The organism is Agrobacterium sp. Azo12, from assembly GCF_029193765.2.
In the GTDB taxonomy this organism is placed as follows: Bacteria; Pseudomonadota; Alphaproteobacteria; order Rhizobiales; family Rhizobiaceae; genus Agrobacterium.
Map to the genome: position 1 here is coordinate 1,945,162 of NZ_JARFYO020000001.1, position 23,357 is coordinate 1,968,518.

19 protein-coding genes are annotated in these 23,357 nt (G+C 55.7%); 3 read left to right on the forward strand and 16 right to left on the reverse strand.

The window, feature by feature from the left end; genetic code table 11:
- Positions 1 to 71: 71 nt before the first annotated feature.
- On the reverse strand, positions 72 to 2,615 hold the full coding sequence (locus tag PYL13_RS09080) for a CHC2 zinc finger domain-containing protein (protein WP_275641063.1): 2,544 nt from the start codon (positions 2,613 to 2,615) through the stop codon (positions 72 to 74).
- A 152-nt stretch (positions 2,616 to 2,767) separates the two neighbouring features.
- Between PYL13_RS09080 and PYL13_RS09085 the strand changes: the two genes are divergently transcribed.
- Entirely contained in the window at positions 2,768 to 3,190 is a 423-nt protein-coding gene (locus PYL13_RS09085) for a DUF7674 family protein (RefSeq protein WP_275641064.1), read from the forward strand.
- Positions 3,191 to 3,623: 433 nt separating this feature from the next.
- Here the strand turns inward: PYL13_RS09085 and PYL13_RS09090 are convergent, their stop codons facing one another.
- Genes PYL13_RS09090 through PYL13_RS09100 form a run of 3 tightly spaced genes read right to left on the reverse strand, consistent with a single transcriptional unit; the run spans position 3,624 to position 4,863 of the window.
- Positions 3,624 to 4,406, reverse strand: coding sequence for a helix-turn-helix domain-containing protein (locus tag PYL13_RS09090; RefSeq protein WP_275641065.1), 783 nt, complete (start codon positions 4,404 to 4,406; stop codon positions 3,624 to 3,626).
- Complete coding sequence (locus tag PYL13_RS09095; protein WP_275641066.1) at positions 4,403 to 4,618, reverse strand: hypothetical protein; 216 nt, start codon at positions 4,616 to 4,618, stop codon at positions 4,403 to 4,405. Before PYL13_RS09095 ends, PYL13_RS09090 begins: the two co-directional genes overlap by 4 nt.
- On the reverse strand, positions 4,615 to 4,863 hold the full coding sequence (locus tag PYL13_RS09100) for a hypothetical protein (RefSeq protein WP_275641067.1): 249 nt from the start codon (positions 4,861 to 4,863) through the stop codon (positions 4,615 to 4,617). The genes PYL13_RS09095 and PYL13_RS09100 overlap by 4 nt, the downstream gene beginning before the upstream one ends.
- Positions 4,864 to 5,171: 308 nt before the next feature.
- Between PYL13_RS09100 and PYL13_RS09105 the strand changes: the two genes are divergently transcribed.
- Positions 5,172 to 5,792, forward strand: coding sequence for a helix-turn-helix domain-containing protein (locus tag PYL13_RS09105; protein WP_275641068.1), 621 nt, complete (start codon positions 5,172 to 5,174; stop codon positions 5,790 to 5,792).
- 273 nt (positions 5,793 to 6,065) lie between these two features.
- Here the strand turns inward: PYL13_RS09105 and PYL13_RS09110 are convergent, their stop codons facing one another.
- The 9 genes from PYL13_RS09110 to PYL13_RS09150 all read right to left on the reverse strand — a co-directional run bounded on the left by PYL13_RS09110 (position 6,066) and on the right by PYL13_RS09150 (position 14,777).
- Positions 6,066 to 6,461: a hypothetical protein gene (locus PYL13_RS09110; RefSeq protein WP_275641069.1), complete on the reverse strand. Its 396-nt coding sequence runs from the start codon at positions 6,459 to 6,461 to the stop codon at positions 6,066 to 6,068.
- A complete protein-coding gene (locus tag PYL13_RS09115) occupies positions 6,458 to 6,661 on the reverse strand; it encodes a hypothetical protein (RefSeq protein WP_250982578.1) in 204 nt (67 codons plus the stop codon). The genes PYL13_RS09110 and PYL13_RS09115 overlap by 4 nt, the downstream gene beginning before the upstream one ends.
- Positions 6,662 to 6,768: 107 nt before the next feature.
- On the reverse strand, positions 6,769 to 7,020 hold the full coding sequence (locus tag PYL13_RS09120) for a hypothetical protein (protein ID WP_192491266.1): 252 nt from the start codon (positions 7,018 to 7,020) through the stop codon (positions 6,769 to 6,771).
- Between the two features lie 113 nt (positions 7,021 to 7,133).
- Complete coding sequence (locus PYL13_RS09125) at positions 7,134 to 8,291, reverse strand: glutathionylspermidine synthase family protein (protein WP_275641070.1); 1,158 nt, start codon at positions 8,289 to 8,291, stop codon at positions 7,134 to 7,136.
- Between the two features lie 3 nt (positions 8,292 to 8,294).
- Positions 8,295 to 8,945, reverse strand: coding sequence for a DUF1190 domain-containing protein (locus PYL13_RS09130; RefSeq protein ID WP_275641071.1), 651 nt, complete (start codon positions 8,943 to 8,945; stop codon positions 8,295 to 8,297).
- A gap of 9 nt (positions 8,946 to 8,954) precedes the next feature.
- Positions 8,955 to 9,356 (reverse strand): DUF350 domain-containing protein, encoded by a 402-nt coding sequence (locus PYL13_RS09135; protein ID WP_275641072.1) that lies wholly within the window; start codon positions 9,354 to 9,356, stop codon positions 8,955 to 8,957.
- Positions 9,357 to 9,794: 438 nt separating this feature from the next.
- The gene (locus tag PYL13_RS09140) at positions 9,795 to 12,950 is read right to left on the reverse strand and encodes an efflux RND transporter permease subunit (protein WP_259146506.1); all 3,156 of its coding nucleotides are present in this window, start codon (positions 12,948 to 12,950) and stop codon (positions 9,795 to 9,797) included.
- A gap of 9 nt (positions 12,951 to 12,959) precedes the next feature.
- Complete coding sequence (locus tag PYL13_RS09145; protein WP_275641073.1) at positions 12,960 to 14,177, reverse strand: efflux RND transporter periplasmic adaptor subunit; 1,218 nt, start codon at positions 14,175 to 14,177, stop codon at positions 12,960 to 12,962.
- A 42-nt stretch (positions 14,178 to 14,219) separates the two neighbouring features.
- Positions 14,220 to 14,777: a TetR/AcrR family transcriptional regulator gene (locus tag PYL13_RS09150; RefSeq protein WP_275641074.1), complete on the reverse strand. Its 558-nt coding sequence runs from the start codon at positions 14,775 to 14,777 to the stop codon at positions 14,220 to 14,222.
- A gap of 298 nt (positions 14,778 to 15,075) precedes the next feature.
- On the opposite strand from PYL13_RS09150, the gene PYL13_RS09155 reads away from it, so the two are divergent.
- The gene (locus PYL13_RS09155) at positions 15,076 to 16,179 is read left to right on the forward strand and encodes an acyltransferase family protein (RefSeq protein WP_275641075.1); all 1,104 of its coding nucleotides are present in this window, start codon (positions 15,076 to 15,078) and stop codon (positions 16,177 to 16,179) included.
- A 259-nt stretch (positions 16,180 to 16,438) separates the two neighbouring features.
- Here the strand turns inward: PYL13_RS09155 and PYL13_RS09160 are convergent, their stop codons facing one another.
- Genes PYL13_RS09160 through PYL13_RS09170 form a run of 3 tightly spaced genes read right to left on the reverse strand, consistent with a single transcriptional unit; the run spans position 16,439 to position 23,250 of the window.
- Complete coding sequence (locus tag PYL13_RS09160) at positions 16,439 to 16,783, reverse strand: hypothetical protein (protein ID WP_275641076.1); 345 nt, start codon at positions 16,781 to 16,783, stop codon at positions 16,439 to 16,441.
- Position 16,784: 1 nt separating this feature from the next.
- Positions 16,785 to 18,557, reverse strand: coding sequence for a hypothetical protein (locus PYL13_RS09165; protein ID WP_275641077.1), 1,773 nt, complete (start codon positions 18,555 to 18,557; stop codon positions 16,785 to 16,787).
- A 49-nt stretch (positions 18,558 to 18,606) separates the two neighbouring features.
- The gene (locus PYL13_RS09170; protein ID WP_275641078.1) at positions 18,607 to 23,250 is read right to left on the reverse strand and encodes a hypothetical protein; all 4,644 of its coding nucleotides are present in this window, start codon (positions 23,248 to 23,250) and stop codon (positions 18,607 to 18,609) included.
- Positions 23,251 to 23,357 lie beyond the last annotated feature (107 nt).

Genomic DNA, 23,357 nt, shown 5'->3' on the forward strand with positions numbered 1-23,357 from the left:
TTGTTGATGAAAACGCGACATTTTTCCAGATAACGGTTGTGCCTGTGGCATGGTCGTGGTGACGCGGCTGTTCAAAAAACCTGTCCATATTGCGTGCCGCCCTGAATGGTCACGCCCTGTGCGACCATGCCGGTGCTCAGGCGTTTCAGCTGGATATTGGGCATGGATTTCAGCCGTTGCGAGAAGGTGTTGACCGGTGGCAGGAAACTTTCCTTGTAACCCTGATCGACCGCCCAGGTCTTGAAGTCCTCAAACAGCCGGCTGGTGCGCAGCCAACCGCCTTGCGGCTCAAACGGTGCTGGAACAACGCGGATATCGAACCATTCATTGAGCGGATCTAGCAGCAGCCAGGAATTCAGCGCGTCTTTTGAGCTTTCGGGAATGGAATAACCGCCATTCTTTTTCAGCCGGATGGCACCAGCCACAGCAAAACCCAACAGCAGATCCAGCTCTTCCGCCTGAATGCGCTCGGCAATATCGGTAATGACCTCGCTCTCGGGTATGGTGCGGTTAAATTGCATGACCACCAGACGGCGGCGCAGGCCGCGATCAATGCCGCCATTAAAACGGGGCAGGGTGTTGGTGGTAAAACAATGCAGGGCGCGCGGCGAAAAGCTGACGACGTTTTTATAAAGGCTGCGGCCTTCAATCGGGTTGCCGGTGACCGCCGCCTTGAATTCCTCACCGGCAATGGCCGCAGCACTCAGTTCGTCAGCGACATTGGCAGCCTTGCCTGCCAGGTTGATGATGCGTTTTTCATCGTTGAAAAACGCCGGTGAGATCGACGAAACCGCACCGTCTGGCAGAAGCGCGCGAAACAGCGCGGCAATGGTGGATTTGCCGTTGCTGGCGGTTTCGCCCAGCAGAATGAAGGCCTTCGGCTGTTTGACCCGCGTCGCAAGTCCGAAGGCAGCAGCCCCCAGCATTTCGGAAATCAGATGGATTTTGCTGTCGGCATCGACATCACCCTTGAAGGCACCGCTCAGCAGCCGGTGCAGCAACGAACCTTCAGGCGGTTTGCTGTCGGTGTGCAGATGATATTCGGCATCGATGGTGAACCGAAACCGGTCCTGCGGATCATGGTCGCGGCAGGTCCCCTTGCCGCTGTCATCGATGGTAATCGTGCAGTTTTTGGCATTCATGCCGACCACGGGGTTCTTGAAAAAATCATCGTCGCCAACCCGGGTGCCAAGCTCGTTGAGAATGCCGTCAATCATCCGTTTGCCAAGCTTCAGCGGTGTTGCCTTGGCACCAATGGCAACCGCGTCAAGCGCATGCACCGCAAGGCGAATTTTCTGGTCCGGTATCGGTCGCCATGCCGACGGACCAAAGGCCCAGAATTTCCCCTCCGCCCGCACGATGTCGCCGCCACAGGCCTGTTTCAACGCCTGTTGAAACTCACGCGCCAGCCAGACCTCGGACCCGTAGCTTTGCGGCGGAAAATGCTCTGGCATGTCCTCAATACCGTCAACGCCACGCGGTTTGCCCTGTGTTGTGATTGCCGATTTGCCGATTGATGATTTACCGTGGGCCGATGGTACGACTGCTGTCACGGCCGGTTTGCTGTCTGGCGGGGCAGGTGGCAGATAGGGACGTATGGTCTGGCGCATGAATGTTTGCAGCCTGGCCTTTGTCCAGCCGGCATCCACCGCATCGGCACAGTCCCAGCCACGACTGGGCAGGTTTCCGGCCTGCCAGTCCGCATAGGAGAAAACCTCTGCCTGTGAGGCCTTGTCTGTCTCGGTAAACCCGACCAGCTGGACCCTGGCGGCGAGTGCCGTCAGGCGATGCGCAATATCGCCTGATGTCGACAGGCCCGGTTCATCGAAATCCGGCCAGATGATAATGTCGCGACCGGCCAGTGGTGACCAGTCGGTGTGTTTGGCACCTTGCGTGCCGCCCACCCATGACACAACGCTGTGTCCGGTTGCCTTGCGCAGGCTGTCGCGGCATTTTTCACCCTCCACGACAATCACCCTGCCGCTGTCAGGCAATTCATGCAGGCCATAGAGAGGTCGTGGTTTGGGGAAGGGAAAACGGCACCATGTCTGTGTGCCGTCTTCCAAACGCACAAACATCACCATCGGCGTTTCCTTGGTGCCACCGGGCAGGTCGTGCCGCAGCACATAGCCCATCAGCGAACCATCGCGGCGGTGATAGGGAAACACCATCGAGGGGGCAAATGCGCCCCATTCCGCCCGTTTGCCGCGGCGTTTGGGATTGTAGAGCCGCACGCGGCGGCCGGGCAGCAAGAGTTCAACAGGGGGCGTTACCGGCACAATGCCGTCATAGGCATCCGTGGCGGGGGTCTCAGCGCGCGGGATGTGATGATGGCTGCAGTCACCGCTGCCCAGCAGGCGCATCGCCTCAGGCAGGCTGACGCCTTTCAGTTTGCGCACAAAATCCAGCACGTCACCATGTTCACCACAACCAAAGCAGTGAAACCGCTCAATGCCGTCCTGTCCGGCATAAATTGTAAATGATGCCGTGTTCTCTGCGTGGAACGGGCAGCAGGTTTGGTATTCGCGACCGTTGCGCTGCAGCCGGTAACCGTAGCTCGCCACGGTAGAAGACAGCGACACGTCGCGGCGCAGCCGTTCGACATCAGATGACATGTTGTTGTGACTCGTGTTGAATTATGTTGCGATTATCGCAACGCATTCGACGTAACGCAAGCCACCGACCGCGAAATATTTGCGGTCAAAGTGGTTTGCGGGTTTTGGGGATAGGGACTTGCGGCAGGGTTTAGGCTTTGACAAAAAGAGTTATGTCTCAAAGCGATCACGAGGACTCCAGGATAATTCACCGCTCAAACATGTTCGAGCCGCTGTTACTCGCTGATCCCACCTTTCGGGAGACTTGGGAAAGGCTCCGGCGCGAGCAGGAATCTGACGAAGAGGTGAGTGGCTATTTGATTGCTGGGGAATTCGCCTGCCATTTGATCCGATGTCTGGAAGCGGGTGATACATCGCGTTTTACCGCTGTTTTTCAGGTTGTAAAAGACTGGCATACCCATGGCGTCCAGTACGTGAAGGACGCAGCAATCGTCGGTTTGCTGGAAGATTTGCAGAACGAAAATCTGCACAACACGACCAAACCGGATGACTTTCTGCCATGGATGCACCCTGAAACAGTGACATGGTGGCATAAGGTGCGTGACTTCTGGGAAAAGGGAGTGCCTTTGGCCTGAGCGATTGGAGACTTCTTCCACTGCGCAGACTCGCGCCGCTGGCTTCCTCTCTTACGTCATCCCAGGGCTTGTCCCTGGGATCTAACCACGTACCGCAACCGCGACATATCTGGTCAACATGATTAGATCCTCGCCTCAGGGGCGAGGATGACGTGGAGTGAGTGGTTGGGGCGTTGTTTGGCGCTGAGGGTCCAACAAACGCTCCTCATGCCTAGTGCTTGTCACAGGCATCCAGCCGACGCGCGTCGGCGCGGCGAAAAGAGTCTATTCATCCCCAAGACTGGGGATGACTGGATCTCTGTGTCATCCCTCGGGTCAAGCCCGAGGACAGAGATGAGGGAGGATGTTGCGCCGTTCAGCACAAATAGCCGGTCATGGTCGGGCGTGCATACTTCCAACACCTGTACTTACTACATGTAGCCATTCATCCCACTCAGGCCGGACTGTCCGGCGATGTGGCCCTGTCACCCAGAATAAGCCGGTACCCCTGTCGGTAACCCACCGTTTCAACCGAAATGCCGGAGCCCTCCAGCTTGGTGCGCAGATGGGACATGGCCACCTTGAAAGCCAGGTACATTTTTTCCTGCGTCGGTCCACCGTCAGGATCGTCGGCATACATTTCGGAAAACACCCGTTCCATATGCACCGGTTTTCCCTTGCCGCTCCAGATGGCACGCAAGATACGGGCCTGCTGTTCGGTAATGCCATAAACCTGTGTCGCGAGATCTGCGGTCATCACCTGCACACCTGCGCCGCAGCACGGGCAGTTCACGCCATATTTGCTTTCAAGCGGTTGCGGTGCCGGGGCAGGCTCCGGCATGTCCTCCTGCGGCAAAGGCCCGGCAAAACCGATATTGCCAATGCGGTCATTCAGATGGTCGCCATCCAGTGGCCGCAAGATGCGCTCTGTCTTGCCGTAATGCCAGTTCCACACCAGATAGCAGCGCATGTAACGGCGCACTTCCTGACGGCTGCCCAGAGAAATCACCCAGACGGGATCGCCGCCGGTGGTCTTGCGCATCAGCTCGGAACCGGCTTCCGGGCGCCGGCGACCGACCATGTTGCGCCAGTACAGCTTGCCATCGCGGTAATCAAACAGCGCGCGGGCGCGCTCCTTGTCGATCTGGTTGAAGGTTTGCCAGCTTGGAAAACGGTCCAGCGGGTTTTCAATTTTCCTGTAGCTGCTGAGGCGTGGTTTTTTGACGAAAATGTTCATGATAAAGCACCCTGACTGACGGTGTTTTCCAGTCTGCATTTGGCTGAGCAGGCAGGCACCGCCGGTTTTCTGGCAAATTGCCGTTTGGGGACTTTGCGAAGTGTGTTGCCACGCCTGCGATAACCGGTGCGAACCTGCCCATGGCGGCGCTCGCGGTTATCTGCTTCAAGGCGTTTTGGCCGAAGCGGCGAGGGGAAAGATGTGTTGCTCATCGCGATTTCACCATCCCGTCGGGACGGCCCTGAACATGCGACAGGCGCCTGAGATGATTGGCCAGTGAGATCAGGTTCTCTGCAGTCTGGCCGGTGATGACGAGAAGTGTTTCGTCAGCTACCACGCCACCGCGCATCACGCAACGACCGACAAGACGATCAATCATCTCTGCCTGTTCCAGCATAGACAGCGGCGACTGGCATTTCGCCATCCTGTCCGTGTCTTGCTGAGGGTTGGCGCGCATGGTGTTCATCCCGGTTAATTGCTTATGTTGTCGCAATCAACAATATGTTGTGATAATAGCAACGTCAACAGATAACAACACTGATAGGCGGAAAAAATGAAGCGGCTGGAAGCGTGTGATTATCTGCAGGCCGCATCACTGGAATTATCGATATATTACGGTGCTTTGAGCGGGAAAATATGCCTGGTCCCCTATGCGATGAAGACTGGCCGGCCGCCGCAATAGTGATCGTCTTTTTCATGCGCTCTTGCAAAATGTTGTGAATTTTGCAACAAATGCACAACGCTGCGCATCCAAGAGAGAATTTTATGGCCGAGATTGATGGCGAATGGTTTCACAACAGGTTGAAGGATACCGGTAAATCGCTGCGTGCGCTTGCCCGGCACCTGAACTCTGACCCGTCTGCCGTGTCGCGCACCTTCTCTGGCAGCCGCAAGATGAAGATGGAAGAGGCGGTCCAGATTGCCATCTTTCTTTCCGTGCCGGTGTCAGAGGTGATCAAACACGCGGGCATCACATCAGAGGCTGATGCCCTGCAAGCAAGAATTCTGCTGGCAGCGACCATTGATGAGGATGGCACGCTGCATATGCTGCCGGAACCCCGGCCGCTGCCGCAGGCGGTTATCGAAAAGGCGCAACTGGCCGCCAGTGGCCATTACACACGGCAGATCATTGCTGCGCAGATCCGCGTATCCTCGGGCACTCTGGCAATTTGGGATGATGCCGTCGTGCTGTTTGGCCAGTCGGAACTGGTTGATCCTGCTGCGATTGGCGCGCTGTCCATCTGCGGGCTGCGTGATGGCAAGCAGATTTTGGCCAGGGTGGAGCGTGCGCGAAAGACAGGGGAAGCAGACCTTGTTTCACCAGCCGGCAAGATCGAAGACGCCATTTTGACCACCGCCACACCTGTCATTGCGCTCATCCCCTGAGGGAACATAACCCAAGGGGAGGTGGCAGATCGGCTTCGTCTGTCATGTCTGGGATGGGCTTAGCGCCGCTTTCGCTGCTGAAACGTCAGCGAAGGCATCGTTGGTCGTGTAGACCGGGCGGATGTGAAATGTCAGGAAAACGACTGGCACCGGCTGAAGGAGTTTCGCAAAGTCCGGAGTATTCAGCCCCCATCCCATCGTTTTCCTGATGTTGATATAATAACATCGTGTTGTGATAATGTCAACATTCGCATCAGGCTATTTGCCGATCTTTTATCGTTTCAGTTGGCGCGCCAGCAGCGCACCGGCATCGCCAATGACAATTGCCGGGATTAGTACCAGCGCCATATCATTGATGTGTTTGGGCACATCGACCACCACAAGTGACAGCCCAAACCACGGATTGATGATCTGCACACAATAGATCGCCGCCCACCACAGGCCAAACGGCACCACGATCAGCAACCGACCAAGGCGGGTTGCGCTCCAGCGATCTGCCGCTTCTGCAACGGCAATATCACGCGCCGCCTCAATGCTTTTGATTGTCTGTTCGGCCGCCAGTCGGTCCTTGTCGGTTTGCGCTGCCAGTTTGGCCTGATAGGCGGCAAGAAGGGGGCCGGTGAACTTTTCCACCACACCGCCCAGCAGAAGATTGCGCAGCCATTTCATTTTGCCCAGCCAAACCTGTGCGCCAGATAATACCAGCCTTCCGCGACAAGGGCGGCCACCATGCCGAAAGCCAAGTGCAAACCGGTCGCAAGGTCCGGGTCATTGGACAGGATGTGCCCCATGTCAGGCGCAATCAGCCCCTTGGTAACAAGGATTGCCGCGACATAGCGCAGGAAGATGCGGGTGAAGACGAATGTCATGTTTGCCACCTCGATTGAAGATGGCGGCAGCATCGGGCAGGGATGGTTGTGGTGGCGAACCCGGAGCGATCACACGTAACGCAAACCGGTGACCACTTTCATTGGAATTAGAGATGAGCAGACAGCGCGCCGGAGGCAAAGGCTTTTATCAGCAGCACCGCAAGCGGCGAGAGAACGAGTAACAGCAAGGCCCACAATGCGTTGCGAATGCGATCTGCCAGTTTGCCGACACTGCCTTCAATGCGCAGAAGCGCGGCATTGATGTGTGGCTGCTGCGCCTCCAGCGTCACAATCCGCTCCCTCATGTCGTTGATCCGCCCATGAAGCTTTTCAAGTTCGCCTCTGGTGACTTCATCCATTGTACCGCTGCCATGTTGATCGTTTGGCGACAGGGTACGGCCGTGATGGTTGCCCGCGAAAATCCAAGTCGTGTCGCACCATAGGCAAGACAAGAGCGGTTTAATCAGTGGCGTTATCCGCTTATGATGTGCGGTACGAACCGCGAAAGATTGGCTGTTATCAGCGATTTGTCTTCACGAATGCCAATTCCACAGGCCTGATCTCCGACAATCCAGCTGCCCAGCACGGCGTGTCCGGCCTCACTTTCAAACAGCGGTGCATACGCCTGCACAATGTAACCCTCATCACCGTAATCGCCAGGGGCTGCCAGCACCTCATGCCCGTCACGAAACAGGCTGACATTTTCGCCTTCACGCGACAAAAGCGGTTTCACCACATAGTCGGACAGTCCGGCGGCATCCGCATCATCGGCAAAAAAGCTGGGCAGAAGATTGGGATGGCCGGGATAATGCTGCCACAGCAGTGGCAATAACCCCTTGTTGGACAATACGGACTTCCAGGCCGGTTCAACGAACACCTGGCCGTTGTCGATAAGCTGCTCGGCAAAGGTCTCGCGCAGCATAAACTCCCACGGGTACAGTTTGAAACAGCGCTCGATGATGCGGTTCTGCAGGTCGGAATAACGGCCCTCGGCGTCAATGCCGATTTCCCTGACATCAAGGAACTGCGCCCTGTGACCGGCCTGGATGGCGCAGTCCATCAGATAGGCCGTGGTGCCGTAATCTTCGGTGCTGTCGGAGATGGCGGCGAAATGGAAAATCCGGTCCTTTGAGAACTGACCAAAGGCATCGACCAGCTTTTCCTGCACGGAGTTGAACTGGTCCGTATCGGGTGAGACGGCGCCAAGCGCAATCTGGTCGATCAGCCAGTTGTACTGGAAATAGGCCGTTTCAAACAGCGAGGTCGGTGTATCGGCATTGTATTCCAGCAGCTTGGCCGGGCCGTTTCCATCATAGGCCAGATCAAAACGGCCATAGAGATGGCGGTCGCGCCGTTCCCAGGAATTTCGCACCACATCATGATACTCACGGGGAATGGCCAGCCGGTGAAGCGCCTGTTCGTTTTTGACGATATCGCCGACCAGATCCATGCACATGTCGTGCAGTTCCTGGCTGGGGGCTTCGATCTCGTCTTCTATCTCTTCCAGCTCAAAACAATAGGCCGCATCATCCACCCAATAGGCTTCGCCATACATTTCGTGAAACCTGAAACCAACGGCTTCGGCTTTTTCACGCCAGTCCGGGCGGGGTGCTAGAGAGATGCGGCGCATAGCTCAGCCTCCCAACCTGAAATGGCTTCCGCTACCGGCACTGTGTCCGCTGCCAAAGCCGCTGCGGCTGGAGGTTTCAGTGCGAGGGTTAAAGGCGCGGGAGTCATAGGGCGCCATGCTGATCACATCTCGCAGCCCGCTCTGCTTGGCCTTGGCGCGCGCTTCAAGGTCCGGAACAACATTCTCACCATTTTTGTTGCGATAGATCGTTCTGCCGAAACTGCTATATCCACCACCACTTGTGCTGGTGCCGGGTGGCGTTTGTTGCTCTTCTTCCATACGCTTGCGGTATGCGTGATAAGTGGCCAGCGAATATATGCCCGAAGGCAAATAAAAGCCTACCAGTTTGGGGCTGAAAACATCGCTTCCGGACGGATTGTTGGCAGGGTTTGTCGGCAGCATTTCACATGCTCGAGCACCATATTCCATTTCACATGCGGGCATATTGATGAACCGCGGCGCAGTCGCAACATGGTCCTTTTTCGCATCTTCTATTGCAACCTTGCACACATCCTCACTGTGGGTTTGTGACAGGCAGCGATCAAGAGAGTCGATGATGGTCTGATCTTTGCTGCAACTCGTCATCATAATCGCACCGGTGGCAAGCGTACCAAGGGTAAGAAAGGGATGTTCTCCCATCAGGCGTCTGACCATGATCGCACCTCAATAGGTCATGCAGGCGGCATTCAAAATGCCGATCACAACTGCAATGCCACCGCCCCAGATACCGGCGGCAATGTCACCATTGGTGATCTTGCCGTGCAGGTCCTTCATGGTGAAATTGGCGATGTAAAAGGCAATGACCTGAACGATGATGCCGATCAATGCCCAGAGCGCGTAATCGATCAGGCTGACGGAATGTGCAGCGGCCGAGGCAAGCGGTAGGCTGAAACCGAGAAGCGCACCCAGAAATGCCACGATGGCCGCGAGATTGCCTTCGCGGATCAGTCGGGATTCCTTGTGCGGTGTCAGCAGCGTGTAGATGACGATAAACAGCCCGTAGCAGGCAAGACCGGTAACGAAATAGGTGAGGAAAGCCGGAAGGCCTGCCAGATATGCAGACATCTAAAATAACCTTTGTGCAGAAAAACCGGGAAAGACCTGATGGCGACGGCGCGCTTAAATGAAAGCGGCAGACGCCTGACGGGGCGAGGGCATTTGCGGGATGTTTACGGTGTGACGGGATGCCCGTGGCGCGCAGGAAAGCCAAACCCGTGCGTAGAGGTGACGGGGAAAAACGGCAAGGTGGGCATGGGGAGCACATCCGAATGAAGTGGGTCGATCAACAGAATCGGACGCTAGCGTTTTTCGCGTATGAGTTGAAGTGATTAATTGCCGCTGCACCTGAATTATCGTCAGGAAAAACGTGTCCCTTGAAAGGGCGGGTCCGACTGATGGCGCGATGGCATTGTGACGATTGCACCAAAAAAAGTGCCCAACCCCGAGGAGGTATCGGGGTTGGGCGTAGCTGCCCGTTTCGGGGACAGGGCGGGCAGTTTGCGTTTAGTGCGACTGCAGCTGTTTGACTTGCGGTTCGGCCATTTCCGTTTCCGTCTCATCCGCTTCCGGACGCTTGGTCCGCAGCAGTTTCAGCACGAAGACGAAGAATGCCGGTACAAAGAACACCGCCAGGATCGTCGCCGAAATCATGCCACCAAGAACCGCGGTACCGATGGCGTTCTGGCTTGCAGCACTGGCACCGGATGCGATGGCCAGCGGCACAACGCCGAGTGTGAAGGCCATCGAGGTCATGATGATCGGGCGGAATCTGAGGCGGGCAGCCTCGATTGCCGATTCCAGCAATGGTTTGCCTTCGGCGTAGTTATCCTTGGCAAACTCGATGATCAGGATGGCGTTCTTGGCTGACAGACCGATGATGGCGATAAGGCCGACCTTGAAGTAGATGTCGTTCGGCATGCCTGCCGCCATCACCGCCAGCACGGAACCAATCACCCCGAGTGGTACCACCAGCATCACCGATAGCGGGATCGACCAGCTTTCATAGAGACCTGCCAGAAGCAGGAACACGAACAGCAGGCTGATGCCGAACAGGAACGGTGCCTGCGAGCCGGACTTGATTTCTTCAAGCGACTGGCCTGTCCATTCAAAGCCGATACCATCTGGCATTTCGCTGGCAAGACGTTCCATTTCCGCCATCGCAACACCAGAGGAATTGCCCGGTGCCGGTTCGCCGGCAATACGCACGGTCGGATAACCGTTGTAACCGACGATCTGCGGCGAACCCTTTTGCCACTGTGCAATGGCGAAGGAGGAGAGGGGAACCATGCCGCCGCTGGCATTGCGTACGTTCAGCTTCAGCAGATCCTCGACCTGAAGGCGGTTACGATCCTGTGCCTGCACGATAACGCGCTGCATGCGGCCCGCATTCGGGAAGTCGTTGATATAGGACGAGCCGAGATTGGCGGTGATGGTGTTGTTGATGTCAGAGAAGGTTACACCGAAGGTGTTGGCCTTTTCACGGTCGATGACCAGCAGAACCTGTGCGGCATCTGGCAGACCTTCCACACGCATGCCCGAGAGAACCGGGCTCTGGCTGGCCTTGCTCATCAGGTCGCCAGCGGCGGCGGCAAGTGCAGTCTGGCCAACGCCGTTACGGTCCTGAAGGCGGAAGGAGAAGCCGCCGGTGGCGCCAAAACCGTCAATGGCCGGAGGCGACAGTGCAAAGCTGGTAGCATCCTTCAGGCCAAACAACTGCATGTTCACACGGTCGGCAATCTCCTGTGCGGAATTGCCGTCACCACGTTCACTCCAGTCTTTCAGCGTCACGAACATCAGGGCCGCATTGGCACCACTGCCGGAGAAGCTGAAGCCCTGAATGGCAACAATGTCTTTGACCGCAGGTTCCGCGCGGAAGATCTTTTCGATCTGCTCAATGGATGCGGTTGTGCGGTTGGCACTGGCTTCCGGTGGGCCCTGAATATCGACAATCAGGTTGCCCTGGTCTTCCGCCGGAACGAAGGACGATGGCAGGCTGATGAACAGGTAACCGAGACCGGCAACCAGTGCGAGGTAGATCACCATCATCCGGCCGGCACGTTTTGCCATGCCACTGGTGACGTTGACATAGCGGTTGGTCAGGCCGTTGAAGTTACGGTTGAACCAGCCGGCCAGACCCTTCTTTTCATGATGGCCCTTTTTGATGGGCTTGAGGAAGGTAGCGCAGAGCGCAGGCGTAAGCGACAGCGCCAGGAAGGCCGAAAAGGCAATCGACACGACCATGGTCAGCGAGAACTGACGATAGATGATACCCGTGGAGCCCGGGAAAAACGCCATGGGAATGAACACGCAGGACAGCACCAGCGTAATGCCGAGGATCGCCCCGGTAATCTGCTTCATGGCCTTGCGCGTGGCGGCCTTGGGCGAAAGCCCTTCTTCCGCCATGATACGTTCAACGTTTTCAACAACCACGATGGCGTCATCAACCAGAATACCGATGGCCAGAACCATGGCAAACATCGTCAGCACGTTGATGGAAAAGCCTGTCGCATACATGACCGCGACCGTACCCAAAAGGGCAACCGGCACCACCAGTGTCGGGATGATCGTGTAGCGGAAGTTCTGCAGGAACACGAACATCACGACGAAGACGAGAACAACCGCCTCGATCAGCGTCGATACCACCTTGTTGATCGACGCGGAAACGAACGGGCTGGTGTCGTAAGGCGTCGCGTATTCCACGCCAGCGGGGAAAAACTGCGACAGCTCATCCATCTTGGCCTGAACCGCAGCAGAGGTTGACACGGCATTGCCAGTTGAAGACAGCTGGACACCGACAGCAGCGGTTGGCTGACCGTTCAGGCGGCTTGTAAAGTTATAGCTTTCCGCGCCGAGTTCGACACGCGCCACATCCTTCAACAGCACGGTGCTGCCATCCGGATTGGCACGCAGAATGATCTCGCCAAATGCCTTTGGATCGGACAGCTGGCCCTGAACCAGCACGGTTGCGGTCAGATCCTGCGAAATCGGGTTGGGGGCGGCACCAATCTGGCCGGCAGCAACCTGCGCATTCTGCGCCGAAATGGCGGCATTGATATCTGACGCCGTCAGATTAAGGCCAACCATCTTGTCCGGATCGATCCACACGCGCATGGCGCGCTGGGCGGCAAACAGCTGGGCACGGCCCACGCCATCGAGACGACGCAGTTCGCCCAGAACGTTGCGGTTCAGGTAGTCACCAAGTGCCACCTCGTCCATGCTGCCATCGGTGGAGGTGAGGGTAACCATCATCAGGAAGCCGGAGGCGGCTTCTTCAACGTTGATACCCTGTGATGTCACGGCGGAAGGCAGGCGCGATTCCACACGACGGATGGCGTTCTGCACATCCACCGAGGCCTGGTTGATGTCAGTACCAGCCTCAAAGGTTGCGGTGATGCTGACGGCACCAGACGTATCCGAGGTGGACTCGAAATACATCATGCCGGAAACGCCGTTCAGTTCCTCTTCGATCTGACGCGTCACACCCTGATAGATCTCCTGCGGAGATGCGCCGGGATAGGAAGTGGAGATGGTAAGCTGTGGCGGCGCGACCTTGGGGTACTGCGCAATGGGAAGAAAGGGCAGGGCAATGATGCCTGCAATCGAGATAAACAGGGCAAAGACCCAGGCAAGGATCGGCCTGCTGATAAAAAACTGTGCCATCTTGTTACCTTACTGGCCAGAGGTTGCCGGGGCCGGCGTTGCTGGTGTTGAAGTTGCCGCGTCCTGCGGCTGCTCGGCTTGGTTTTCGCTGGCGACCCATGGTTCAGGCACCACCTTGCTGTCCGGCTGCACCTTCTGCACGCCATCAACCACGATCTTTTCACCGGCCTTCAGGCCACTCTCGACCACCCATTCCTGACCGGTTGCCTGACCGAGTTCGACAACGCGCACCTTGGCGGTATCATCACCTTCGATGACATAGACCTGCGCCTTGCCATCCTGGCTGCGCACCACCGCACGCTGCGGCACGGTGATGGCGTCCTGTCTGACGGCCTGTTCAACCTTCACCCGCACATACATGCCCGGCAGAAGGTCACCATTCGGATTGGGGAATTCAGCGCGCAGCGTGACCTGTCCCGTCGTGGAATCGACATTGGCACTGGAAAACAGCAGCTTGCCCTTTTCGCCATAGACATCGCCGCCATCAAAAACCAGCTCGACGCTGGCCTGTCCCGGTGCCGGGCTTTCAAGGCGGCCGTCATTGACGGCACGGCGCAGCGCCAGCAGGTCCTGTGCCGACTGGGTAAAGTCGGCGTAAACTGGGTCGATCTGCTGGATAAGGGCGAGGCTGGATGTGCCATCCGCCGTCACCAACGCACCTTCGGTGACAAGTGCACCGCCGATGATACCGCTGATTGGCGCGCGCACCTCGGTGTATTCAAGATTGATCTTGGCTTCTTCCAGTGCGGCCTGCTGCAGCGCGACGTCTGCTTCTGCCTGCGCCAGATTGACGGATGCGGTGTCATAATCAATGCCGCTGGCGACATTGCGTTCACGCAGTGTCGTCTGGCGGGCCAACTGAACCTTGGCATTGTCACGGGTTGCCTCGGCGCGGCGCAACGAGGCTTCAGCACTGGCGACCCGTACGCGGAACAGTTTCGGGTCGATACGGTAAAGAACATCGTCCTGTTTGACGAAGGTTCCCTGTTCAAAAACGCGTTCCTGCAAAATGCCGGAAACACGCGCCCGCACCTCCGAAACGCGGGTTGCAGCCACACGGCCGGGCAACTCGTTGATGACGGGAATGGGGTGCGCCTGCAGCTCAAGCACACTAACGGCCGGCGGCGGCATGCCTTCCTGTGCCAGTGTGCTGGTTGCTGTCAGGGCCAAAAGAGAAGTGGCAATAAGGCACGCCTTCAGGCGCGGCAAATATATGCTGCGGTACATAGTGGTTCCTTTAATATCGGGATCAGGCCTTAAGGCCCAAAATTACGTCTGATCGGGATAGGATGTGTAAATCGTTCGCACACCTTCAAGGATCTTGATCTGGTCTTCCGGGCTCCATTGGTAAAAGCCAAACAGCTCGGTGACAAAAAAGCCGCACAAAGCGAGGTATGACATCAGCGCGGCATGCGGTTTTGGTCCGTCAGCCATCGCCTTGATGTCGGTCAGCGTCCAGTCGCGCATCTGCTGCTGCAGTTTTTCTTCCGAGGAGACAGACGCGCAAACTGCAAGGGCAACCGCACGCTCCGTGTCATCGACCACCCGGGATGCAGCGTTGATGCGCCCATACAGTTCCGGGTGAGGGGTGTCCGCCGCCGCCTCAACTGCCGCAGATTGCCGTTCCAGCTCCATGTTCATCCGGCGATCGATCAGTGCTTCCAGCAATGCGCTTTTCGACTTGTGGTCATATACGACGGTCGATTTGCTGACGCCAGCTTCCTGCGCAACCGCATCAATGGACAGGCCGGCTGCGCCAAGCCTCACGACGACACGCTCAGCGGCATCGAGAATATCGTCCTTCATGATTTTTCTGGTGCGACCCACAGCGCTCTCCGGATTGTTGTGGGTTTTGATTTACGAACGATCGTATTTAAAAGCAATAGAAAAACGACCGTTCGTAAAAAAATTATCATTTGTTAAGGTGTGGTGAAGTGTCGGCAGTTGCGCGCAAAGGGAAGTCGCTCGATGGGCCGTCTCATCAGATTGTAATACCGATGTCCCGATTTGGCTAAGTCCAAAATGGAGTCGATCCGAACGGCGAGAATCTGTGCTTAAGGCTCTATTTTCAGATGATGTTCGAAGATAATATTGATATACGCGCCGGATAGATCTGGGGGATCATATGCCGACGCAAAGAATTGATGTGATTGATGGCTTGAGAGGCCTCGCTATTCTGATGGTGATCTATCAGCATGGTTACTCAATTAAAGCACGCGAAGTGTATACATTCTTCACCGGAGGATACCCATGGATTTTGGGCCAGGCTTGGATGGGTGTCGGTATATTCTTCATTTTAAGTGGGTTTGTTCTCGCTATACCTTTTGCCTCAGGTAGGTCGAAATTGGCCAGCAGCGAGGATATTAGAAACTTCCTCAGACGAAGAGCAAAACGTCTTTTGCCACTCTTCATCTTCGCAGCGTTCGTCAGTTACGGCTTTTCGATGCACGCTGGAGCGCCACAAACAAGGTCCATCTTACTAACGCTGACCACGCTGACTATGTTTTCGAAGACCAACTTCTTTCCACTCATAAACGGCCCGTTCTGGTCACTCGCTGTGGAAATATGGTTCAGTATACTTTGCCCCTTCATCCTAGCCTACATGTTCCGGCACAACGTTGTACGTGCGCTGTTGGCTATCTGCCTTTTTTCTCTCGTGGTACGTATCGCAGGAACCTATTTTCCTTTCTCTAATTTGCAGGTAAATCCTGTTAAGGATTCTGTTTTTGGACGACTGGATGATTTCGCGATTGGGATCGCAGTCGCAATTGCTTTCGTCAAAGGAAAACTGCCCAAATGGGGTGACATGCATACTTTTGCTGGAATCTGCCTAATCTTAGGAACCGCTGTTCTGTGGGATTTTCAGCTCCAGATGCCAAAGTTCGCTGCCGCATTTTTCAACTTAGGCCTTCAGGCTGGAGTTGTTTTGATCATAGTAGCAGCGCTCGGTAGCGCGCGATTCACACAAGCCGTTTTATCAATGTGGTTTCTCAGGTTAGCCGGAGCTATGTGTTTCTCTTTGTATTGCTGGCATGGCCTCTTGATAGGTCCGACAATGCAGGCTAATCCGCTGAAATTCCAATCGATTGTGTCGTTTTGGTCTGCGCTGGTCGTGATATCCTGCTTCAGCTACAGGTTCATAGAGTTCCCAATGAAAAGTGCGCGCGAAATATTCTTGCTGAAGAAGGTATCTCCTGACAGTACAGCTAGCAAATTAAGCGAGACATGACGACCGCATGGCACAACTTGATGCCTTGCTCAATTTTTTGTTAGGGATACACCTGATTCGTACTGAATTCTCCAACACGGCGTCCAGGTGTGTTTTCATTTTCCGGCCGAGCGACGCTGCTATCTGGCGCAGTGTTGAATATCTGCAGCTGGAAATGCCGGCGTCTTCCCATTGGAACTGGCCTGTTTCCGTTTGCAAAGCCTCCAAGCACGAAGCGATATTATATGTGATACTACCGTTGTGTAGCTGGCCGCGCCTATTATTCGTAATGATCCTGGACATAGACCCAGAGCGTATCCATTTGCTCAGGGGGGAACTCTAACAACTGTGACAGCCACACAACCATGGGATCATCCCGCCGGTAAGACTTTCTTCCTTCGATATCGAGTTCCGCGAGGTAACGTTCGTCCGCGTTTTCAATGGCTGCGTAAATATCTGACTTTTTCAGAGACAACAGATCCCAGGCAGCCCTCCAAAACGGCGAAGGCTCAATCGGCAGGAATTGCTTTTGGGCTTTTAACGCTCGTTCCTGAAGTGCGCTAAATTCCGCATATTCAGCGGACGTCATTTCACGAAAAACACCGTCACTAAATGTCTTTTCCATATCAACCCTTCCTGCCTTCGACGATAAGACGTCCACTAAAATTGCCGGAACTCATGTAAATGCGCAGCCCATTGAGTGCCACCGATGTGGAATGAGCACCGCCGACCAGAAGGCTGAAATACGCATTTCCGCTATCAACCCCCACGGCCTGTCCCGTGTAATATTTTGATTGAGCCCTGGCCTTGTTGAACTCGAAAATCATGCCTTCGAAGTTGAGATCATAGGTATTGGAGAGGCTTCTATAGCTTGGCGTCATTGCTCCAACGCTCGACGTGCCTGCATCGTATCCGCTGCTTACGCCAATCATGCCGCTGGCCGAGATATAATAATTTGAGTTGATCCATGTCAGGCCGTTATCCGGACTAACTATCAGACAGGGAACAGCGTTGTTTATGATTGGGCGAATTGTGCCGCTAATCCTGATCTGACGAAATGCGCCAAGGCCTGTCCTAGTGTAAACAGCGGCGTTCGATAGATCTCCGCTGTCATCGACGATTTCCCACGCCCTCGTGGTCTCAAGTGTTGAAACGCGGGCCCGCACGTCAGAAACGTCATTGACCAGTTGGGCAGTGCTAACGGTGGCCGTATCGAGAGGCGCGCTGTAGGCCTTGATAAACCAAGTCACAGTGATGTTGGCTGGTCTGGTTTCAGCGGCGGTCCTAGGAGTTCCATTGATGCCATCCGATATGGGATTCTGGACCTTGTTATTAATCGGAGTACTACTTCCCCCGGGGTTTGCTGCTGTGCCGCCTGCACTTCCATTATTGAAATTCTCCAGGATATGCCAATGCCCCTGAAACGCATCCGCTTGCACGGAGCCAAAGGCACGGCCTGCATCGCGAAGTGTCTGCGAAGCTCGCCACTGGCGTTTGAACAGTGCGTCATCAGTGGCAGGAAATACCGGGTTGCCGGCACCATTGACGGACCAGCCGTTCGCCAATGCCCATGTCCGCAATTCCGGATAGGCCGTGGTAATTTCAAGGCCCGGAATAATTTTGAGATAGCCCGGTGGTGTCGTGGCGCCGTTGCCATAGACGTCGATGATCGTGCCAATGGGCACGCCGCCATTCAGGTAGGCTTGAGTTGCCCAATATTTCGCGGAATGGTCCGTGCCATCCACAACCCCATCTAATTTGACAGCCCAATCCTGTGCGCGTGCCGACCATTGCGCTGCCGTTGCTGCGGAGCTTGCCGTCTCAACGGCTGATGTTTCGGCATTCTGCGCATGGCCTTGCGCTGCATCGCGGGCCTCATAGGCTTGCGTCGCATAACCAGCGGCATTGACGATCATGCCGGAGTTTGGCCCTTTACCCAGCAGACCGCCGACCATCATCAGCGTGTCGCCTTCATCGAGATTATTGGCAATTTTTAAGCCGGACTGACCATAATCGGCCAGAATGGAGCGGTCAGTCTGCTCCTTGAGTTGCTGGATTTGCATTGTCAGCAGATCCATACGCACCTCGACCGTCTCGGCGTAATAAGCGCCCTGGTTTTCGAGATCGGTATCCTGAGTAAACGGCACACCGCGCAGCAGCACGATTTTCTGGCCACTAACTGGTGCGACATTCAACAAGGCATTGCCGCCGGAATCGTCCGCGACACCGGTGACGGTAAAATCGTGCTGATGGTTGAGAACAGTCTCGCCACCATCGGTATCGATTAGAATAACCCGCAAATGTTCGGGTTCATAAATCTTGAACTGATATTCAAATGCCGTTGTGACGCCGTTACCATTGTAAGGGCCAGAGCGGTTCACTTCGCTGGGTATCGTCATTGTTTCTCGCGCCTATGGGATTTGGCGAACCATAGGCGCAAGATGGTTGTCAGGCTGATCTGGTTGTCAGAAGCTGCATGAGTGAGGTTTCCCCGCGCTTTGTCTGCGGCATGCGTGCCTCAACCACCTGGCTGATCTGTGTGGCCGGCAAGCCAAAAGACAGGCCAGTCGTGTTGAGAGTTGCCATCAAACTGGCTGCATCAATGTCATTGAGGGATCCAGACGCACTGATCATGCCTGCCAGTCTTTTGGTGCCATTGTCGTCCTTGGAGCGCTGTCCTTTGCCACGGCGTGGCGCTCCAGTTTTGGGGCTTTCAGCATCGCGGAAAAACGGCATGGTCTCGGCAATAGAGAGAGCTGATACTACATCACCGACTGGAGACTTGCCGTGCGCAATAGCCTTCAACACTGCATCGGTGTGAAACAATGCGGCAATATCAATCGCCAGAGCGATACCCTCGGCAGCATCGTTACTGACCGGCATTCCACCTTGCATGACACTGTTTTCGCCCGTGCCGTATTTGGCTGTCATCAACGAGCCAAGCGCTGTCAGCAGGGTTTCAACCTCTCGTTCTTGGACGCTGGTCATCGCATTGTCAGAGGGTTTTCCATCGTGCGATGACTGCAGCTGTTTTACCAGCGTGTCGGCATGGCTTATGGCCTTGGCCTCGTTGCGGCGATATGTGTCCAGTCCTTGATGATATCCCGCCAGCCATACCGGCACCTCCACCATCTGATAGTTCAGTCGTTGCATCATCCAGCTGGAAAGCCCGCCAAGCGGCGTGTTGCTGCCACCGCTGGAGTTTTCGAACGTGCCTTGCCTGCTGGACATATAGGGTGACAGCGCCGCCACACGGCGCATCACGCCCGGCCGCAGGGCAGTTTGCAGGTTAACGGCAAACTGCTGCTGACCGATGCTGGTCATGGCCTCGGACAAACCGGACATCTGTGTCATTAATGACCCCAGTTCCGTGGCAAGGCGAGCGGCGGTAACATTGTTCTTTGCGAAACGCGCCGTACCACTCAGCAACGCGGTGCCGGATGTGTCGCCGGTCGCGGCATCGCGCAGCCAACCCTGCAACATCACATGGTCTGCACCTTGACCGGTCTGGATAAAGGCGGCCTGAATACGCTCGTCCCGTAACAGGCGGCCAGTGTTTGCCACGACTTCACTGAGTTCCAGATCATGCACCAATTCGTTGACATGGCTGTGCAGCACGGACATATCAAGCTCGAGCGGCGTGGCCGTCTGGCCTTGCTGCTGCCGGCCATGAAGGCCGCTGGTATGCGCCTTGGCAAACTTGCCGGCAACAAGCGCCTGTGACACATCATCTGTGTTGTCGCGCAGCGGGTAATAACCGCCTGCCAGTTTTTTGCCACCAATCATAACCGGCGTTGCGTCCACCCATTGTGGTGTAACACCGGTTACCCGTTTTTCGCGGGCAGCAATGTCCGGCTTGAACGAAGCGGTATAATCCCAGACGGATTGAACAAAATCCGCGTCACGTGCGTCCAGGTATTTCAACACGGAAACAACCTGTTGCTCGCTGAACGCCCCGGCAATGGTTTCGTCTGTCAGCTGTCTGCGGTTTTCCGCAGTGCCGGTGTTCAGCGCAATGGCAATCATGTCCCATTTCGAAATTGACGTTCCAAGCGCTGGCACATGCAGGCGTCTACCCATGTCCTGACGCTCTGCGGGGGAATAGACGTCATAAAGTGCGGCCAGATCGCTCGCGGCCTTTTGTTTGCGTGCCAGCAATCGCCCAGCGGCGGCATCGACAGGTGCCTTGATGGCAGCTTGCACGGTGCCCGTTTTTTTGGATCCATCGAGATCGCATAGCACAAGGCTGGCATTCATGGCCGGGTCAAGATAAGGGCGAGGGCGCTCATAACCCTTAGTGCCGGCGGTGCCCCCAGTATCTGCAACGGCCGGAACCATGTCATTTGCGATAGATTGCTGAGCGCCCGTTGGTGTGTGGGTAAAGGCGCCCAGCACGCCCGAAACGGTCTGTTCAAAGTCCCGTGTCTGCTCGGCATCCACCAACTTTCCGGCCCGCATTGCTATGTGTTGCAGGTTACGGATGCTGTTGACCACGCCACGAAGCGATTGCAGTGGCAGTTTTTGGTACGGTGTGCGCGTGGTGGAGGATATAACCTCATCGCTTATTGCCAACTCGTTTTCACGACCTGCCGCCTTCATCTGTTCAATAAATACGTCCAGGCCACCCGTTGCACCTGCCTGAGTGCCTGCCCATGTCCCGAACTGGTCACTGGCCTGTATGGCTTGTGAGGCGTTCAGGTCGTAACGACCCAGCAGGTCGTCCATGGCACTGTTGTAGTCTGTCCGGCCATTATCGTGGAATGATGCGAGAGCAAACTGTTCGCGCCTTGCCGGGGTGTCAACGCTTTGAACATAGCGTTCCATCTCCTCCACTTCGTGGGCGATCTTCCGGCTCTCGACATAAAGCGCATGGTTGAGCAGCTGTCGCTTTTTGGCGGTGTAGAGCTTTTTCGCAGTCTCGTTGTTATCAGCGGATGTGCCGGTGGAGATATCTGCGTCAACGGCGGCATCGCCATTTTGCATCGTCACTGATGTCGCTGGGTCGACTATTGATCCCGTGGAAAGCTGCACACCAAGACGCTCCGCTTCCTCTGCCGCACGTCGCTCGGCAGCCAGAAAACGTCTGCTCTCCATTGCGTCTGCCACGGACATGGTCGACATCATGGATACAGCAGATGCATGTGCCTCTTTAAGGGTCGTGTTTTGTGTCGTGTTGGACAAACGGCCAACCGCTTTCAGCTCTATTTCAAGCCATTGCCCGCGGCGGTCGTTGTGAATGGCGTCCATGGCTTTCAGGTCGGCGGTGCCGTCATAAAGCGGATCGCCATGGCGCTCGCGCATGATACGCGCTGTCTCGCTGTCAATCCGGTCTTTGCGGCTCGGCGCCATCACCATGAAACGCAGTAATTCGTCACCGGAACTGTAACCGAAAATGCTGGCGACATCATCGGGGTCAAGACCACCTTTGTCCGTATAAACGGTCTGGCTACCGCGCGGCAGCAGGCCCAGAATACCATCGCCATAGTGCGCAACCAGCATTGCCTCGTCAAAACGAATATCGGCCAGATGATCAGGCATCTCGCCGTCGCCAAGCCAGCGGCGGTTGCTCATCAGTTCGGTCGCCCGGTAGTGTCCTTCCGTGTTAACCTGCTGTTCCACTTGGGCGCGCACCGTTGCCTTTTCTTGTGCGTAGGCTTTGTCCTGTTCACGTCGCACAGGCTGCATCACGCTTTGCAGCATTTCCGCACTTGCTTCGTCCTCGCTTTGTCGGCGTGCGGCCGTAAAGTCGGCATATGCCGCCTCGGAAAGCCCCATGGCTTCTGCGGAGGAAAACACAGGGCCGCTTTCGCCAGCGTCCAGACGTGCCATTTCCAGCTGGCCGTCACTGACCAGCATGCGGTTAAATACTTCCGCAACCTCAGGGCTGGTTTTCCCGTTAACAGCTGCGCTGTTCACGTAGGCCGTCGTCAACCATTTTCGAGCGGTTTCAAATGTGCCAGCAAGTTCGGGCGAGGGCACTTTGCCTTCCAGCATGTATGTCTGAAAGTCACGGCTGAACTGTGTTTGTAGGCCGCTGTCGACTACCGCCGTTTTTGCCGTATTGTCGGTCGAAGCCGTACCAAGAATGGTCGCGCCATCGGTCGCGGCAATGTCGTTGTTATCAACTGCTTGTGCATCAGCCTCTGCAACGTTCTTTGCGCTTTGACCCCACCAGTCATTCATCTGAGACATGGCTGCCACCGCCGTCGGCTCACCCTCGTCGGCCGTGTCCCGGATATGATTGGTGAACTGGCCAACTACGCCTGCAAGACCAGCGCTGGAGAAGGCCGTAATACCACCGGCTCCCATCCCCCCTAAAGATCGGCTTTCCGATGCGGATGCGCGTTTGCCTCCGGCTTTATTCTGCGGCAAGGGTTGCACATCACCATTTTCCTGGGGCAGGGCATGGGCTTTGCCGTCTTCACTGGGCAGTGGTTGTGCATCGCCTTTTTTGACCGGCGTCAATTTAACGTTGTCACCGTTCTTGGCGCGCACATCGGACAGCACCGTTTGTGAAACAGCGTCGAGATCCTCGCCAACTGGATATCTAGTCAGTGCGTCAACGGTAAATGTCTTGGGGCCAGTCTTCGTCTGCTGCAGATAAAGCGTCTCGCCATTGGACATGTGTTTGATGTAGCCAATAATTGGCTGACCGAGTGCATTCTCTGCACCGGAAACTATTCGGTCGGCTGATGATATGATGTCAGGGATTACCTGAATATCTGCCTTCATGACAGGTAATTGTGTGTCTGAAAGTGTTGTGTTGTTGAGACTGTCACGAATAGTTTTGGTGCTGAGAGAATGTTTGGCTTTGGAAATGTCAAACCCCGTCGCATCCTGTACCGCCTGCACCACGCTGTCACCAGCACGACCGACATTTTCCTTTGAGTTTTTGCCAGGTGGAAATTGCTCGCTGCGGCGCAGTAGGGTTTGGGTTCTACGGTAATTTCGTTCTGTATTGAATTTAGCGGCGGCGTCTGTTGTTTTAACGTCTATCCGGCCATCATTTAGTGTCTGATCAAAATATTTTAGATAATCTTTCGCCTGCGCGGTGGAAAATGCGTCCGGTGCAAAACGTATATGGCTCTTCAACAATATTTCTTCTGGTGTAGATACGACTCTACTCGCATAAACGGCAGTCAAAACTTTTATGTCGCCACCGCTGTTGCGAGCTGCGTCCAGTTGCTGTCTGCTTATGC